Origin of the sequence: Streptomyces misionensis, from assembly GCF_900104815.1 — a bacterium.
In the GTDB taxonomy this organism is placed as follows: domain Bacteria; phylum Actinomycetota; class Actinomycetes; order Streptomycetales; family Streptomycetaceae; genus Streptomyces; species Streptomyces misionensis.
On record NZ_FNTD01000004.1, the window covers coordinates 4,687,935 to 4,704,399 of the forward strand.

The window sequence follows — 16,465 nt, forward strand, 5'->3', positions numbered from 1 at the left end:
CAACGCCGTCCGTCCGCTGCAGGCGTCCGGCGGCCTTTTATGGCTGTGGACGGTCCGTCGTCGCGTCCGTACGCTGAGTAGGCTGTCCGGACGGGCGAAGCTGGGGGCGACGTATGAGCGATACCTGGGACGCGGACCGGAAGGCCCGACTGGTTCGGCGCGTCGGGATCGCGCCGGCGGAGTTGGGCACGACCGGGGGACGGGACGGCTGCCCGGACATCTGGGAGCTGGACAACGGCGACTTCGCGGTCATCGGCCGCGACCTCACGCACGTGTATGCCGAGGGCCTGCCCGACGACGCGGTGATCGGCGGGGGCGAACGCCTCGTGGTCATCCCACGGCTCACCCTGCTCACCGCGAAGGCGCACATTCCGGATGCGTGACCTCCTTGGCGCCTCTCATGGCGAGAAGCTGGAACTGGACGCGTACCGCGAGGACTTCCGCCGCCGGGACTTCGCCGTGGACGGCTGGGATTCGTGGAAGCTGGAGCGCCGCCAGCACTTCCGTGAGCCGGGGGACCCGAGCTGGGAAGCCTTTGCCCGCGGGGACTGGCCGGAGGCGCTGCGGCTGATCGAGGCGCAGCGGGCCGGGCTGCTCGACCTGTCCCGGCTGGCAGCGCGACACCGGTGCCGTCTGCTGCGGGTCCGCATCGTGGAGCCGCCCCTCACCCCCTACCTGCAATGGGAACTGCACCTGCTGCGGGTGCGGGCCGAGTGCGGCGAACTGATCCGCGTCATCGGCCCGGAACACGTCGCGGCGTACGAGGACACCGGCCCGGTACCGGAACTGATCACGTTGAACGACGACACCGTGTACGAGATCCGCTACGACACGGAGGGCGTCCTCGAAGGCGCCGTGCGCTATGTCGACACGGCCACGAGGAACCGTGTGGCGGCGCGGATCGAGAACCTGTACGCGCTGGGGGAGGACATCGGCACGTTCTTCGGTCGCGACGTGGCCCACCTCGCACCTCCCCGCCGATGACCGGCCCGCACGGAAACGTCGACTCGTCGTTCTCCGGCACGGCCCGCGAGGTCGTACAGGCCCGCGACGTGCGGGGCGGGATCCACTTCCACGCCCCGGCGGCCGATCGCGCGGCACCGCCCGTCCCGCGCCAGCTCCCCGGGGCGGGGCCGGGATTCGTCGATCGGTGCGCCGAGCGGGCGGAACTCGACCGTCTGCTCGACGACAGCGCCGGCGCACGGGTCCTGCTGGTGACCGGCACCGCGGGAGTCGGCAAGACGTCTCTCGTGCTGCACTGGTCGCACACGGTCCGCGACCGGTTCCCGGACGGCCAGCTGTACGCCGACCTGCACGGCTACGATCCGCAGGCCCCGGTCGCCTACGAGCGGGTGCTCGAAGGATTTCTGCTCGCGCTCGGCGCCCCCGCGGACGCGGTCCACGCGGACGGCGAGTACATGGCCGCGGCCTTCCGCTCCCGGCTGGCCGGCCGCCGGCTGCTGCTGGTGCTCGACAACGCCGCCGGTGCGGCCCAGGTCAGGCCCTTGCTGCCGGGGACGCCGGGATGCCTGGCCATCGTCACCAGCCGGCACCGGCTGCCCGGCCTGACGATCCGTGAGGGGGCACGGCGCCTCACCCTGGACGTGCTCGACCGCGACGGCTCGGTCGCCCTGGTCCAGGGCGTCGTCTCCGGCTACCGGGACGGGGACGACCCCGCCCAGGTCGCCGAACTCGCCTCCCTGTGCGCGCGCCTGCCGTTGGCGCTCAGGATCGCGGCCGAGCGGGCCGCCGGACGACCGCTGATGCGTCTGGCGGATCTGATCGGCGAGTTGCGTGACGAGTCCGGACGGTGGGAAGCGCTGTCGGCAGACGGCGGTGAGGAGTCCGAGGCGGTGCGTTCCGTGTTCACATGGTCCTACCGGGCACTGCCGCAGGACGCGGCCCGGTTCTTCCGGCTGCTCGGACTGCACCCCGGCGCCGACTTCAGCGACACGGCCGCGGCGGCACTCGCGGGGGTCGACACGCGAACCGCCCGGCGCCTGCTCGACGTCCTCGTCGCCGCGCACATGGCCGAGCAGACCGCGTCCGACCGCTTCCGCCTGCACGACCTGCTGCGCGCCTACGCCGCCGATCAGGCGGGGCTGGAGGAGGCGCCGCAGGAGCGCGAAGAGGCTCTGCGCCGGGTGCTGACCTGGTACCTGCACACCGCGGACGCGGTCCAGGCCAGCGTCGCACCGCGGGAGCCGCGCGTGGAACTGGTCCCCGCCGGAGCGGGGCCGCCCGCACCGCGGTTCGCCGACGCGGCGCGGGCGATGCGGTGGTACGAGGCGGAACGGGACAACCTGGTGGCCGCCGTGCGGGCGGCCGCGAGCGGCGGACTCGACCGGATCGCCTGGCAGCTGGCGGTGGTCCTGCGTGCCGTCTACATGACCAACAACCCGTTCCGGGACTGGCTCACCACCTCTCTGACCGGCCTGGAGGCCGCCCGGCGCGACGGCGATCGAGGTGCCCAGGCCGAACTCCACGAGAGCCTCGGCATGGCATACGCCCAGTCCCAGGACCTGACGGCCGCGGCGGAGCACTACGAGTCGGCACTGGCCCTGCGCCGGGAACTGCACGACACCTTCGGCGAGGCCCTGACACTCAACGGCCTGGGCCTGCTCGAACTGCGCCGGCGCAACCTCGACCGGGCGCGGGCGGCCCTCGAAGCCGGCAGGGCGCTGTTCGCGGCCCTGGACGACCGGTTCTGGGAGCCCCGAGTGGCGGTCAACCTCGCGGAGGTGGAACTGGAACTCGGGCACCCGGGGAACACGACCGGACCGCTGCGCCGCGGGATCGAGGTGTTCAGGGCCCACGGCGACCGACGCGCCGAGGGCAACGCCCTCAGGCTCCTCGTCGCGGCGGAACTCGACAGCGGGCACGCGGACGCCGCGCTGGCACACGCGGAGCAGGCCATGGCGATCGCCACCGAGATCCGCAGCGCGGCCACCGAGGCCTACTGGCTGCTGGCACTGGGCGACGCCCAACGCGCCACCGGGCAGCCCGCCCGGGCGCAGGACTCCTACCGGCGCGCCGCCGCGCTCCAGGAAGAACTCGGCGACCGCGCCCGCCAGGCCGCCGCCTGGGACGGCCTCGGCCAGGCATGTCTGCAACTGGGCCGCGCGGAGGAGGCGGCGGACTGCCACCGCCGGGCAGCGGAGACCTTCCGGGACCTGCGTCTGCCGTGGGAGACGGCACGGACACTGGCGCACCTGGCCCTGGCCCTGGACCACCTCCCGGCGCCCCAGGAGGCAGCCGACGTGCGGGCCCGGGCACTCGGCCTGCTCACGGAATTCGCCGACCGACGGGCCCTACGGCTGCGGGACAGCCTGGTGCGCCGTTCACCGCCCGGCGACACGCCCCCGTGACCACGCCCGCCCCGGCCCGACCAGCCCCCGCTCGTCCCGCCCCGTCGGCCCGTTCTCGTAGTCTTGGGGCCGTGCACGTACTCCACGACGCCCCCCTCGCCCCGCTCACCACCTTCCGGCTCGGTGGGCCCGCCACGCGGTTGGTGACCGCCGGGACCGATGCCGAGGTGATCGACGCCGTACGGGAGGCCGACGACAGCGGGACCCCCCTGCTGATCATCGGCGGCGGGTCGAACCTGGTCATCGGGGACAAGGGGTTCGACGGGACCGCGCTGCGGATCGCCACCCGGGGGGTGGAGCTGCGCGGCACGACCCTGGAGCTGGCGGCCGGTGAGGTGTGGAGCGACGCCGTCGCCCGCAGCGTGGAGGCCGGGCTCGCCGGCATCGAGTGCCTGGCCGGTATCCCCGGGTCGGCGGGCGCCACGCCGATCCAGAACGTGGGGGCGTACGGCCAGGAGGTCTCCGCCACCATCTCCGAGGTGATCGCCTACGACCGCCGCGCCGGCGAGACGGTCACCCTCACCAACGAGGAGTGCGCCTTCTCGTACCGCCACAGCCGCTTCAAGGCCGACCCCGAGCGGTACGTCGTGCTGCGCGTCCGCTTCGAGCTGGAGGACGCGGGCGGGCTGTCCGCGCCGGTCAAGTACGCGGAGACGGCCCGGACGCTCGGCGTCGAGCCCGGGGACCGGGTGCCGCTCGCCCAGGCCCGCGAGACGGTGCTGAAGCTGCGGGCGGGCAAGGGCATGGTCCTCGACGCCGAGGACCACGACACCTGGTCGGCCGGTTCCTTCTTCACCAACCCGATCCTCACCGAGGAGCGGTTCACGGCGTTCCGGGCACGCGTGCGCGAGCGGCTCGGCGCGGACGTCGAGCCGCCCGCCTACCCGGCGGGAGAAGGCCGTACGAAGACCTCCGCGGCCTGGCTGATCGACAAGGCCGGCTACACCAAGGGGTACGGCACCGGGCCCGCCCGCATCTCCACCAAGCACACCCTCGCCCTCACCAACCGCGGCGAGGCCACCACCGAGGACCTGCTCGCCCTCGCCCGCGAGGTCGTCGCCGGGGTGCGCGAGGCCTTCGGGATCACCCTCGTCAACGAGCCGGTGATGGTGGGCGTCGGCCTGTAGGGCCCGTGATCAGGCCGGCGGGCGCGTCAGCCAGTCGTCCACGCCCGCCAGCAGCCGTGCCTTGACGTCCGCGGGGGCGGCCGAGCCGCGCACCGACTGGCGGGCCAGCTCCGCCAGCTCCGGGTCCGAGAAGCCGTGCACATGGCGGGCGATCTCGTACTGCGCGGCCAGCCGGGAGCCGAACAGCAGCGGGTCGTCGGCGCCCAGCGCCATCGGGACACCGGCGTCGAAGAAGGTGCGCAGCGGCACGTCCGCCGGCTTCTCGTACACCCCGAGCGCCACATTGGACGCCGGGCACACCTCGCACGTCACCTGGCGGTCGGCCAGCCGCTTCAGCAGCCTCGGGTCCTCGGCCGCCCGTACCCCGTGCCCGATCCGCGCCGCGTGCAGATCGTCCAGGCAGTCCCGCACCGACGCCGGGCCGGTCAGCTCGCCGCCGTGCGGGGCCGACAGCAGGCCGCCCTCCCGCGCGATGTGGAAGGCCCGGTCGAAGTCCCGCGCCATGCCCCGCCGTTCGTCGTTGGACAGCCCGAAGCCCACCACGCCCCGGTCCGCGTACCGCACCGCGAGCCGGGCCAGGGTGCGGGCGTCCAGCGGGTGCTTCATCCGGTTCGCGGCCACCAGCACCCGCATCCCGAGCCCGGTCTCCCGCGAGGTGCTCTCCACCGCGTCCAGGATGATCTCCAGCGTCGGGATCAGCCCGCCGAGCCGGGGCGCGTACGACGTCGGGTCCACCTGGATCTCCAACCAGCCCGAGCCGTCCCGCAGATCCTCCTGGGCGGCCTCCCGCACCAGGCGCCGGATGTCCTCCGGCTCGCGCAGACAGGAGCGCGCCGCGTCGTACAGCCGCTGGAAGCGGAACCAGCCCCGCTCGTCCGTCGCCCTGAGTTTCGGCGGCTCCCCGCTGGTCAACGCCTCCGTCAGCGTCTCGGGCAGCCGTACGCCGTGCTTGTCGGCCAGTTCCAGTACGGTGCCCGGCCGCATCGAGCCGGTGAAATGCAGGTGCAGATGGGCCTTCGGCAGCTCAGAGAGATCACGTACGCGCTCCATTCCCAGATGCTGCCTCACTCACCCGGTGTCCCGGTAGCCGTTTCCCCGGTCGAGGTCTTGCTCGCACAAACGAACGGGGCCCACCTACGGATATCCGCAGGTGGGCCCTCCATGCGCGAGGGGCGGACGTCAGTCCCGCGCCTCCGCCAGCAGCTTCTGGATCCGGCTCACGCCCTCCACCAGGTCCTCGTCACCGAGCGCGTACGAAAGCCGCAGGTAGCCCGGCGTGCCGAAGGCCTCACCCGGGACGACCGCGACCTCGGCCTCCTCCAGGATCAGCGCGGCCAGCTCGACCGTGTCCTGCGGGCGCTTGCCGCGGATCTCCTTGCCGATCAGCGCCTTGACCGACGGGTAGGCGTAGAAGGCGCCCTCGGGCTCCGGGCAGAACACGCCGTCGATCTCGTTGAGCATCCGCACGATGGTCCGGCGGCGCCGGTCGAAGGCCTCCCGCATCTTCGCCACGGCCTCCAGGTCACCGGAGACGGCGGCCAGCGCGGCGGCCTGGGCCACGTTGGAGACGTTCGAGGTGGCGTGCGACTGGAGGTTGGTCGCGGCCTTGACGACGTCCTTGGGGCCGATCACCCAGCCCACGCGCCAGCCGGTCATGGCGTACGTCTTCGCCACGCCGTTGACCACGATGCACTTGTCGCGCAGCTCGGGCAGCAGCGCCGGCAGCGAGACGGAGACCGCGTCGCCGTAGACCAGGTGCTCGTAGATCTCGTCGGTGAGCACCCACAGGCCGTGCTCCAGCGCCCAGCGGCCGATCGCCTCCGTCTCGGCCTCGGAGTACACCGCGCCGGTCGGGTTGGACGGGGAGACGAACAGGACGACCTTCGTCTTCTCCGTGCGCGCCGCCTCCAGCTGCTCGACGGAGACCCGGTAGCCGGTGGTCTCGTCGGCCACGACCTCCACCGGGACGCCGCCCGCGAGGCGGATCGACTCCGGGTAGGTGGTCCAGTACGGCGCCGGGACGATGACCTCGTCGCCCGGGTCGAGGATCGCGGCGAACGCCTCGTAGATGGCCTGCTTGCCGCCGTTGGTGACCAGGACCTGGGAGACGTCGGGCTCCCAGCCGGAGTCGCGCAGCGTCTTCGCGGCGATCGCGGCCTTCAGCTCGGGCAGGCCGCCGGCCGGCGTGTACCGGTGGAACTTCGGGTTCTTGCAGGCCTCGATCGCGGCCTCGACGATGTAGTCCGGGGTGGGGAAGTCGGGCTCACCGGCGCCGAAGCCGATCACCGGTCGCCCGGCGGCCTTCAGGGCCTTGGCCTTGGCGTCCACGGCGAGGGTGGCGGACTCGGAGATCGCGCCGACTCGGGCGGAGACCCGGCGCTCGGTGGGAGGGGTTGCAGCGCTCATGGAGCCCATGGTTCCAGACCGGAAATGTCCCGGGCACACGGGTTTCACAGACTGAACATCGAGGGGTCGAGGCGTGAACAGGGATCCGAATCCGGCCCCCGGCCTGGACGATCTTCGGTCCGTGGGCCCCGGACGGCCACTTTCTGTTCGACGCCGGGCGCCGGACCACGTACACTCTCACCTCGTTGGCCTCCAGCGGCCACCGCCGCGGTCGGTGCACACCGAGCACCCGGCCGGATGCGGTACGTTGGGGACACACAAAGGGTCGTAGCTCAATTGGTAGAGCACCGGTCTCCAAAACCGGCGGTTGGGGGTTCAAGTCCCTCCGGCCCTGCTACACACACCGCCAGGATGTGTGCGCATGTACGTACAGCAATGCACCGCCGTGCGGCTCAGAAACCGGGCGCGGCACGGCCACGACCCGGGATCAGGTGAGGACTATGACGGACGCCGTGGGCTCCATCGACACGCCTGATGCCCGAGACGAAGTGCCCGAGTCCAAGAAGGCACGCAAGGGCGGCAAGCGCGCCAAGAAGGGCCCGCTGAAGCGCCTGGCCACCTTCTACCGCCAGATCGTCGCGGAGCTCCGCAAGGTCGTCTGGCCGACGCGGAACCAGCTGACGTCGTACACCACCGTGGTGATCTTCTTCGTCGCCATCATGATCGCGCTGGTGACCGTGATTGACTATGGGCTCAACCACGCCGCCAAGTACGTCTTCGGCTGAGCCAAGAGCGAAGGGCGCCGTGGCACCGGCGCCCGTTTTCGCATGTTCCACCCCTATGTATCCAGGAAGAAGCAGCCATCGTGTCTGACCCGAACCTGAACGACGACGCCACCGAGTCTCGCGGGAACGCTGCCGAGATGGTGGACGACGAGCTCGACATCGTCGAGGGCGCGGACGAGCAGGACGAGTTCGAGGCTGCCGAGGCCGAGGCGGGCGAGCCGGCCGAGGAGGCCGCGCTGCACACCGAGGACGCGGACGACGCGGACGAGGACGAGGAAGCCGAGGAGGACGGCGAGGACGCCGCCGCCGAGGCCGCCGAGGAGGAGCCCGCGGCTCCGGTCGACCCGGTCCAGGCCCTGCGCGAGGAACTGCGCACCCTGCCCGGCGAGTGGTACGTCATCCACACCTACGCCGGCTACGAGAACCGCGTGAAGACCAACCTGGAGCAGCGCGCCGTCTCGCTGAACGTCGAGGACTACATCTTCCAGGCCGAGGTGCCGCAGGAAGAGGTCGTCCAGATCAAGAACGGCGACCGCAAGACGATCAAGCAGAACAAGCTGCCCGGTTACGTCCTGGTCCGCATGGACCTGACGAACGAGTCCTGGGGCGTCGTCCGCAACACCCCGGGCGTCACCGGCTTCGTCGGCAACGCCTACGACCCGTACCCGCTGACCCTGGACGAGATCGTCAAGATGCTCGCCCCGGAGGCCGAGGAGAAGGCCGCCCGCGAGGCCGCCGAGGCCGAGGGCAAGCCCGCCCCGCAGCGCAAGGTCGAGGTCCAGGTGCTGGACTTCGAGGTCGGCGACTCGGTCACCGTCACCGACGGCCCGTTCGCCACCCTCCAGGCGACCATCAACGAGATCAACGCCGACTCCAAGAAGGTCAAGGGCCTGGTGGAGATCTTCGGCCGCGAGACCCCGGTCGAGCTTTCCTTCGACCAGATCCAGAAGAACTAGTTCTCTCTGGACCTATCGCTTCCGGCCAGGTCAGACGGGCTGTCACAGCCCGTCTGACCTGCTCGGTTTTTGGCCGCGCATCTATACCCGTTATCGTTGTGCGGTATGCCTGCATCTGGGTTGGTCCCCGGGAGTAGGCAGGACCCGAATCGAAAGGACCCGGAGAGCTATGCCTCCCAAGAAGAAGAAGGTCACGGGGCTCATCAAGCTCCAGATCCAGGCCGGTGCCGCCAACCCGGCTCCGCCGGTCGGCCCGGCGCTGGGTCAGCACGGCGTCAACATCATGGAGTTCTGCAAGGCCTACAACGCCGCGACCGAGTCGCAGCGTGGCTGGGTCATCCCCGTGGAGATCACGGTCTACGAGGACCGCTCCTTCACCTTCGTCACCAAGACGCCGCCGGCCGCCAAGATGATCCTCAAGGCCGCGGGTGTGGAGAAGGGCTCCGGCGAGCCGCACAAGACCAAGGTCGCCAAGATCACCGAGGCGCAGGTCCGCGAGATCGCCCAGACCAAGATGCCCGACCTGAACGCGAACGACCTGGACGCCGCGGCGAAGATCATCGCCGGCACCGCGCGCTCCATGGGCGTCACGGTCGAGGGCTGACCCCACCACCAGCAGGTAATGCGGCCGTGACCGGTCGCACGTGGCAGGGCCTGCTCGGCCCAGGGACCACGACTCCTTTCAGAACACACAGGAGCAAGTTGTGAGCAAGCGCAGCAAGGCTCTCCGCGCTGCGGACGCCAAGATCGACCGGGAGAAGCTGTACGCCCCGCTCGAGGCCGTCCGTCTCGCCAAGGAGACCTCCACGACCAAGTTCGACGGCACCGTCGAGGTCGCCTTCCGTCTGGGTGTCGACCCGCGCAAGGCCGACCAGATGGTCCGTGGCACCGTGAACCTTCCGCACGGCACCGGTAAGACCGCCCGGGTCCTGGTCTTCGCGACCGGTGACCGTGCCGAGGCCGCGCGTGCCGCGGGCGCCGACATCGTCGGTGCCGACGAGCTGATCGACGAGGTCTCGAAGGGCCGCCTGGACTTCGACGCCGTCGTCGCCACCCCGGACCTCATGGGCAAGGTCGGCCGCCTCGGCCGCGTCCTCGGCCCCCGTGGTCTGATGCCGAACCCGAAGACCGGCACCGTCACCCCCGACGTGGCCAAGGCCGTCACCGACATCAAGGGCGGCAAGATCGAGTTCCGCGTCGACAAGCACTCGAACCTGCACTTCATCATCGGCAAGGTGTCCTTCGACGACACCAAGCTGGTGGAGAACTACGGCGCCGCGCTGGAGGAGATCCTCCGTCTGAAGCCGTCCGCCGCCAAGGGTCGCTACATCAAGAAGGCCGCCATCACCACCACGATGGGCCCCGGCATCCAGGTCGACCCGAACCGCACCCGCAACCTCCTCGTCGAGGAGGACCCGGCCGCCGTCTGAGCCTCCCGCTCACCCGGTAGCCGCGTCCGGTACGCGTGACTGAAGGGCGGGCCCCGCAACCTTTCGAGGTGCGGGGCCCGTCCTTTTCCGTGTACGAGCTGATCGTCGTACGACTGTCAGGGGCCGGGTCTAGGCTGCGGACAGACCATTCACAGGGGGAGGACGCGAATGAAGAGCACGACCGTACGCCGGGTGACCCTTTCCGTGGCCGTGGCGGCGGCGCTGAGCGGGGTGGCCGCGTGCGGCTCCTCGGGCTCCGGGAAGGGCGCCGCGGGGGGCGACACGGCGATCCACGCCAGTCCGGTCGCCGCCGTGCTGCGCACCGTCGAGCAGAACACCGACAAGGCCGAGTCGGCCAAGGTGCGCTCCAGCACCTCCCTGGGCGACCTCATGGCGCTCACCGCGAACGGCGAGGTGTCCTGGGCCGGCGGCCTCAAGGGCGACCTCACCCTCACCTACACGGGCGGCAAGATGGGCGACGCGCTGCGCAAGATGGGCAACGCGTCCTCGCAGGCGCGGTACCTGCCGGACGCCGCCTACGGGAAGATGAGCGACACGTTCGCCCGGACGACCGGCAAGCACTGGGTCCGCTACAGCTACGACGACCTCACCAAGATCACCGGTGGGACCATGCCCAACCTCCAGCAGCAGGCGCGCTCCACCACGCCGAACCAGACCGTGCAGGCGCTGCTCGCCTCCCACGACGTGCACAAGGTCGGCGCCGAGACCGTCTCCGGCGTCCGGGCCACGCACTACGCCGGCACCCTCGACATCGCCGACCTCGCCCGCAGGAACGGCGGCCTGAGCGCCGACCGGCTGGCCGCCCTCAAGAAGCAGCTCCAGGCGAGCGGCGTCACCACCGAGACCCTCGACGTCTGGATCAGCGACCAGAACCTGCTGGTCAAGAAGTCCGAGCGGGCCGACACGGCCAACGGCCGCATGTCCAACACCACCTACTACAGCGACTACGGCGTGAAGGTCAGCCCCGTGGCGCCGCCGGCCGCCGACACCCAGGACTTCGCGGACCTGATGAAGTCCGGCGGCTCCGGCATGCCCTCGTGACCTGACGCCCGGCCGGGGCCCGATTTGCTCCACGGCGCCCCGGTCCCGTACGCTCATCCCCGAAGCCAAAGACCGCTGGTCGTTGCCGCGCGCTTTAAGGGTGCGGTGGCCGAAGGATCCGCTGAAAAGTGGGCGACCCGCGCAGGTGACTGTGGAAGTACTCCCGGAGTGCGCGCCGAGCGCGTGTGCAACCGGTCGAGTCCGCCCCGTGCGCCTGCGCCGGGGCGTTTCGTTTTCCCCAGTCCTCCTTCGGGTCCGCGCGGTCCGAATCACCCGGAAGGAGGCCGAGGCTCTATGGCGAGGCCCGACAAGGCTGCCGCGGTTGCGGAGCTGACGGACAAGTTCCGCAGCTCCAACGCCGCCGTGCTGACCGAGTACCGCGGTCTCACCGTGGCGCAGCTCAAGACGCTGCGCCGGTCGCTCGGTGAGAACGCCCAGTACGCCGTGGTGAAGAACACGCTGACCAAGATTGCGGCCAACGAGGCCGGGATCACGCTGGACGACCAGCTCTTCGCTGGTCCGACGGCCGTCGCCTTCGTCACCGGTGACCCGGTGGAGTCGGCGAAGGGTCTCCGTGACTTCGCCAAGGACAACCCGAATCTCGTCATCAAGGGCGGTGTCCTTGACGGCAAGGCGATGTCCGCCGACGAGATCAAGAAGCTTGCGGACCTCGAGTCCCGCGAGGTTCTGCTCAGCAAGCTGGCCGGTGCCATGAAGGGCAAGCAGTCCCAGGCTGCCTCCCTCTTCCAGGCGCTGCCGTCGAAGCTCGTCCGCACCGTGGACGCGCTGCGCGCCAAGCAGGCCGAGCAGGGCGGTGCCGAGTAATTCGGCTCGCTTTCTGACCCGCACCGTCCGGCGCGGGTCGCAGCGGGCCGACGTACGCCCGCCTTACCCAGTACATCCGGCACCTGCCGATTGAGTGGAAGGACCGCCATCATGGCGAAGCTCACCCAGGACGAGCTGCTTGCCCAGTTCGAGGAGATGACCCTCATCGAGCTCTCCGAGTTCGTGAAGGCCTTCGAGGAGAAGTTCGACGTCACCGCCGCCGCTGCCGCGCCGGTCGTCGTCGCCGGTGGTGCCGCTGGTGGCGCCGCCGCCGAGGCCGCCGAGGAGAAGGACGAGTTCGACGTCATCCTCACCGGCGCCGGCGACAAGAAGATCCAGGTCATCAAGGTCGTGCGTGAGCTGACCTCCCTGGGTCTGAAGGAGGCCAAGGACCTCGTCGACGGCACCCCGAAGCCGGTCCTCGAGAAGGTCAACAAGGAGGCCGCGGACAAGGCTGCCGAGGCCCTCAAGGGCGCCGGCGCCTCCGTCGAGGTCAAGTAAGACCTCGCGGGTCCGCAGGACTCGAACGCGCGCTGATTTCGGCCCTGTAGGGCTGTAACGCGAACGCACCGAAGAGCGATCATCCATCCGGGTGGTCGCTCTTCGGCGTATTCGGAGGGCCGACCGCGGTTGCCTTGCACTCGCGGTGTCGAGAGGTATGGTGATCTTCGTCGTGTCTCCGGACGGCCCGGTTCCGGTGGGAGACCCTTGACGAACCGCACGCAGCGCGCAATTCTCAGGACGCGTCGTCACAAGGATCCGAATCCGAGGCATGGATCGGCGGCGAAGAGGGCAGTATGAACGTGCGTTGAGGGCAGCATGCCGAAGGCGTCGACAAGAGTGGTGAGCACAGCGAGGGTCTCGACAAACCCGCACTGGACATCAGTGTGCCAAGTGGCTACACTGACCCTTTGCGCTGCCTGTTAGCTGTCCCCTGCCCGTCACCAGGGGTCTACCCTCACTCGAGCACCGATGGCCGAAGCCCCTTTGAGCTGGGATTTCCGCCTCTGTGTTTGAGGGAGGGGCCGGTACGCGCGTAGTGAGTCCGAGCCCTCGGAAGGACCCCCTCTTGGCCGCCTCGCGCAACGCCTCGACCGCGAATACGAACAACGGCGCCAGCACCGCCCCGCTGCGCATTTCCTTTGCAAAGATCAAGGAGCCTCTCGAGGTTCCGAACCTGCTCGCGCTGCAGACCGAGAGCTTTGACTGGCTGCTCGGCAACACCGCCTGGCAGAGTCGGGTCGAGGAGGCTCTGGAGAACGGTCAGGACGTCCCCACCAAGTCCGGTCTGGAGGAGATCTTCGAGGAGATCTCCCCGATCGAGGACTTCTCCGGGTCGATGTCCCTGACGTTCCGGGACCACCGCTTCGAGCCGCCGAAGAACTCCATCGACGAGTGCAAGGAGCGCGACTTCACGTACGCCGCCCCGCTCTTCGTCACCGCCGAGTTCACCAACAACGAGACCGGTGAGATCAAGTCCCAGACGGTCTTCATGGGCGACTTCCCGCTCATGACGAACAAGGGCACCTTCGTCATCAACGGCACCGAGCGTGTCGTGGTGTCTCAGCTGGTCCGTTCCCCCGGTGTCTACTTCGACTCCTCCATCGACAAGACGTCCGACAAGGACATCTTCTCCGCCAAGATCATCCCGTCCCGGGGTGCCTGGCTGGAGATGGAGATCGACAAGCGCGACATGGTCGGTGTGCGCATCGACCGCAAGCGCAAGCAGTCGGTCACCGTCCTGCTGAAGGCGCTCGGCTGGACCACCGAGCAGATCCTCGAGGAGTTCGGCGACTACGAGTCGATGCGCGCCACCCTGGAGAAGGACCACACCCAGGGCCAGGACGACGCGCTGCTGGACATCTACCGCAAGCTGCGTCCGGGCGAGCCCCCCACGCGCGAGGCCGCGCAGACGCTCCTGGAGAACCTCTACTTCAACCCGAAGCGCTACGACCTCGCCAAGGTCGGCCGCTACAAGGTCAACAAGAAGCTGGGCGCCGACGCCCCGCTGGACGCCGGCATCCTGACCGTCGAGGACATCATCTCGACGATCAAGTACCTGGTGCAGCTGCACGCCGGCGAGACCGAGACCACGGGTGACAACGGCGAGACGATCGTCGTCGAGACCGACGACATCGACCACTTCGGCAACCGCCGTCTGCGCAGCGTCGGCGAGCTCATCCAGAACCAGGTCCGCACGGGTCTGGCCCGGATGGAGCGCGTCGTGCGCGAGCGCATGACGACCCAGGACGTCGAGGCGATCACGCCGCAGACCCTGATCAACATCCGGCCGGTCGTCGCCTCCATCAAGGAGTTCTTCGGCACCAGCCAGCTGTCGCAGTTCATGGACCAGAACAACCCCCTGTCTGGTCTGACCCACAAGCGTCGTCTCTCGGCGCTCGGCCCCGGTGGTCTGTCCCGTGAGCGGGCCGGCTTCGAGGTCCGCGACGTGCACCCCTCGCACTACGGCCGCATGTGCCCGATCGAGACGCCCGAAGGCCCGAACATCGGTCTGATCGGCTCGCTCGCCTCCTACGGCCGGGTCAACGCGTTCGGTTTCGTCGAGACCCCGTACCGCAAGGTCATCGACGGCCAGGTCACCGACGACGTCGACTACCTGACCGCCGACGAGGAGGACCGCTTCGTCATCGCGCAGGCCAACGCCCCGCTGACGGACGAGCTCCGCTTCGCCGAGGCCCGCGTGCTGGTCCGCCGCCGTGGCGGCGAGGTCGACTACGTCGGCCCCGAGGACGTGGACTACATGGACGTCTCGCCGCGCCAGATGGTGTCGGTCGCGACCGCCATGATCCCCTTCCTGGAGCACGACGACGCCAACCGTGCCCTCATGGGCGCGAACATGATGCGCCAGGCCGTTCCGCTCATCAAGTCGGAGGCCCCGCTCGTCGGCACCGGCATGGAGTACCGCTCCGCCGTCGACGCCGGCGACGTCGTCAAGGCCGAGAAGGCGGGTGTGGTCCAGGAGGTCTCCGCGGACTACATCACCACGGCCAACGACGACGGCACGTACATCACGTACCGCCTGCACAAGTTCTCCCGCTCCAACCAGGGCACCTCGGTCAACCAGAAGGTCATCGTCGACGAGGGCGACCGGGTCGTCGAGGGCCAGGTCCTCGCCGACGGTCCGGCCACCGAGAACGGCGAGATGGCCCTCGGCAAGAACCTGCTCGTGGCGTTCATGCCGTGGGAGGGTCACAACTACGAGGACGCGATCATCCTGTCGCAGCGCCTCGTGCAGGACGACGTCCTCTCCTCGATCCACATCGAGGAGCACGAGGTCGACGCCCGTGACACCAAGCTCGGCCCCGAGGAGATCACCCGGGACATCCCGAACGTCTCCGAGGAGGTCCTCGCCGACCTGGACGAGCGCGGCATCATCCGCATCGGTGCCGAGGTCATCGCCGGCGACATCCTCGTCGGCAAGGTCACCCCGAAGGGCGAGACCGAGCTGACCCCCGAGGAGCGCCTGCTGCGCGCGATCTTCGGTGAGAAGGCCCGTGAGGTCCGCGACACCTCGCTGAAGGTGCCGCACGGCGAGACCGGCAAGGTCATCGGCGTGCGCGTCTTCGACCGCGAGGAGGGCGACGAGCTGCCGCCGGGCGTGAACCAGCTGGTCCGCGTCTACGTCGCGCAGAAGCGCAAGATCACCGACGGTGACAAGCTCGCCGGCCGCCACGGCAACAAGGGTGTCATCTCCAAGATCCTGCCGATCGAGGACATGCCGTTCCTGGAGGACGGCACCCCGGTCGACATCATCCTCAACCCGCTGGGTGTGCCGTCCCGAATGAACCCGGGACAGGTCCTGGAGATCCACCTCGGCTGGCTCGCCAGCCGCGGCTGGGACGTCTCCGGCCTCGCCGACGAGTGGGCCAAGCGCCTCCAGGCCATCGGTGCCGACAAGGTCGCCCCGCGCACCAACGTCGCCACCCCGGTCTTCGACGGTGCCCGCGAGGACGAGCTGGCGGGTCTGCTGCAGCACACCATCCCGAACCGCGACGGCGAGCGCATGGTGCTCCCGTCCGGCAAGGCGCGGCTGTTCGACGGCCGTTCCGGTGAGCCGTTCCCGGACCCGATCTCGGTCGGCTACATGTACATCCTGAAGCTGCACCACCTGGTCGACGACAAGCTGCACGCCCGTTCGACCGGCCCGTACTCGATGATCACCCAGCAGCCGCTGGGTGGTAAGGCGCAGTTCGGTGGCCAGCGCTTCGGTGAGATGGAGGTGTGGGCCCTCGAGGCCTACGGCGCCGCGTACGCCCTCCAGGAGCTGCTGACCATCAAGTCCGACGACGTCACCGGCCGCGTGAAGGTCTACGAGGCCATCGTCAAGGGCGAGAACATCCCCGAGCCCGGCATCCCCGAGTCCTTCAAGGTGCTCATCAAGGAGATGCAGTCGCTCTGCCTGAACGTGGAGGTGCTGTCCAGCGACGGTATGTCCATCGAGATGCGTGACACCGACGAGGACGTCTTCCGCGCTGCGGAGGAGCTCGGCATCGACCTGTCCCGGCGCGAGCCGAGCAGCGTCGAAGAGGTCTGACGGGAGTCCGG

General features: G+C 69.6%; 14 protein-coding genes and 1 tRNA gene. 13 read left to right on the top strand and 2 right to left on the bottom strand.

Annotated features, from left to right (window positions below):
- Positions 1 to 113: 113 nt before the first annotated feature.
- From BLW85_RS23010 to BLW85_RS23025, 4 genes are all read left to right on the top strand, one after another.
- Positions 114 to 383, top strand: coding sequence for a hypothetical protein (locus BLW85_RS23010; RefSeq protein WP_070026340.1), 270 nt, complete (start codon positions 114 to 116; stop codon positions 381 to 383).
- Positions 376 to 984 (top strand): DUF6879 family protein, encoded by a 609-nt coding sequence (locus tag BLW85_RS23015; RefSeq protein ID WP_074993007.1) that lies wholly within the window; start codon positions 376 to 378, stop codon positions 982 to 984. The genes BLW85_RS23010 and BLW85_RS23015 overlap by 8 nt, the downstream gene beginning before the upstream one ends.
- Positions 981 to 3,368: an ATP-binding protein gene (locus BLW85_RS23020; RefSeq protein WP_074993008.1), complete on the top strand. Its 2,388-nt coding sequence runs from the start codon at positions 981 to 983 to the stop codon at positions 3,366 to 3,368. The genes BLW85_RS23015 and BLW85_RS23020 overlap by 4 nt, the downstream gene beginning before the upstream one ends.
- 71 nt (positions 3,369 to 3,439) lie before the next feature.
- On the top strand, positions 3,440 to 4,495 hold the full coding sequence (locus BLW85_RS23025) for a UDP-N-acetylmuramate dehydrogenase (protein WP_074993009.1): 1,056 nt from the start codon (positions 3,440 to 3,442) through the stop codon (positions 4,493 to 4,495).
- A gap of 9 nt (positions 4,496 to 4,504) precedes the next feature.
- Here BLW85_RS23025 and BLW85_RS23030 read toward each other — a convergent pair whose 3' ends face one another.
- Both BLW85_RS23030 and BLW85_RS23035 read right to left on the bottom strand, forming a co-directional pair.
- Positions 4,505 to 5,545, bottom strand: coding sequence for an adenosine deaminase (locus BLW85_RS23030; RefSeq protein ID WP_070026336.1), 1,041 nt, complete (start codon positions 5,543 to 5,545; stop codon positions 4,505 to 4,507).
- 129 nt (positions 5,546 to 5,674) lie between these two features.
- Positions 5,675 to 6,901 carry a pyridoxal phosphate-dependent aminotransferase gene (locus BLW85_RS23035; protein ID WP_070026400.1) on the bottom strand — a complete coding sequence of 409 codons (1,227 nt, stop codon included), beginning with the start codon at positions 6,899 to 6,901 and terminating at the stop codon, positions 5,675 to 5,677.
- Positions 6,902 to 7,162: 261 nt separating this feature from the next.
- Here BLW85_RS23035 and BLW85_RS23040 point away from each other — a divergent pair.
- From BLW85_RS23040 to rpoB, 9 genes are all read left to right on the top strand, one after another.
- Positions 7,163 to 7,235: transfer RNA gene (locus BLW85_RS23040), tRNA-Trp, on the top strand.
- 106 nt (positions 7,236 to 7,341) lie between these two features.
- Positions 7,342 to 7,626 (top strand): preprotein translocase subunit SecE, encoded by a 285-nt coding sequence (gene secE, locus BLW85_RS23045; protein WP_070026335.1) that lies wholly within the window; start codon positions 7,342 to 7,344, stop codon positions 7,624 to 7,626.
- An 80-nt stretch (positions 7,627 to 7,706) separates the two neighbouring features.
- Entirely contained in the window at positions 7,707 to 8,582 is an 876-nt protein-coding gene (gene nusG, locus BLW85_RS23050) for a transcription termination/antitermination protein NusG (protein ID WP_070026334.1), read from the top strand.
- Between the two features lie 169 nt (positions 8,583 to 8,751).
- Positions 8,752 to 9,186: a 50S ribosomal protein L11 gene (rplK, locus tag BLW85_RS23055; RefSeq protein ID WP_030747472.1), complete on the top strand. Its 435-nt coding sequence runs from the start codon at positions 8,752 to 8,754 to the stop codon at positions 9,184 to 9,186.
- Positions 9,187 to 9,286: 100 nt separating this feature from the next.
- Positions 9,287 to 10,012: a 50S ribosomal protein L1 gene (rplA, locus tag BLW85_RS23060; RefSeq protein ID WP_070026333.1), complete on the top strand. Its 726-nt coding sequence runs from the start codon at positions 9,287 to 9,289 to the stop codon at positions 10,010 to 10,012.
- Between the two features lie 168 nt (positions 10,013 to 10,180).
- Complete coding sequence (locus tag BLW85_RS23065) at positions 10,181 to 11,074, top strand: SCO4651 family lipoprotein (RefSeq protein ID WP_074993010.1); 894 nt, start codon at positions 10,181 to 10,183, stop codon at positions 11,072 to 11,074.
- 294 nt (positions 11,075 to 11,368) lie between these two features.
- Positions 11,369 to 11,899 carry a 50S ribosomal protein L10 gene (gene rplJ / locus BLW85_RS23070; RefSeq protein WP_070026331.1) on the top strand — a complete coding sequence of 177 codons (531 nt, stop codon included), beginning with the start codon at positions 11,369 to 11,371 and terminating at the stop codon, positions 11,897 to 11,899.
- A gap of 111 nt (positions 11,900 to 12,010) precedes the next feature.
- Positions 12,011 to 12,400: a 50S ribosomal protein L7/L12 gene (gene rplL, locus BLW85_RS23075; protein WP_043503300.1), complete on the top strand. Its 390-nt coding sequence runs from the start codon at positions 12,011 to 12,013 to the stop codon at positions 12,398 to 12,400.
- Between the two features lie 568 nt (positions 12,401 to 12,968).
- On the top strand, positions 12,969 to 16,454 hold the full coding sequence (gene rpoB, locus BLW85_RS23085) for a DNA-directed RNA polymerase subunit beta (RefSeq protein WP_070026330.1): 3,486 nt from the start codon (positions 12,969 to 12,971) through the stop codon (positions 16,452 to 16,454).
- Positions 16,455 to 16,465 lie beyond the last annotated feature (11 nt).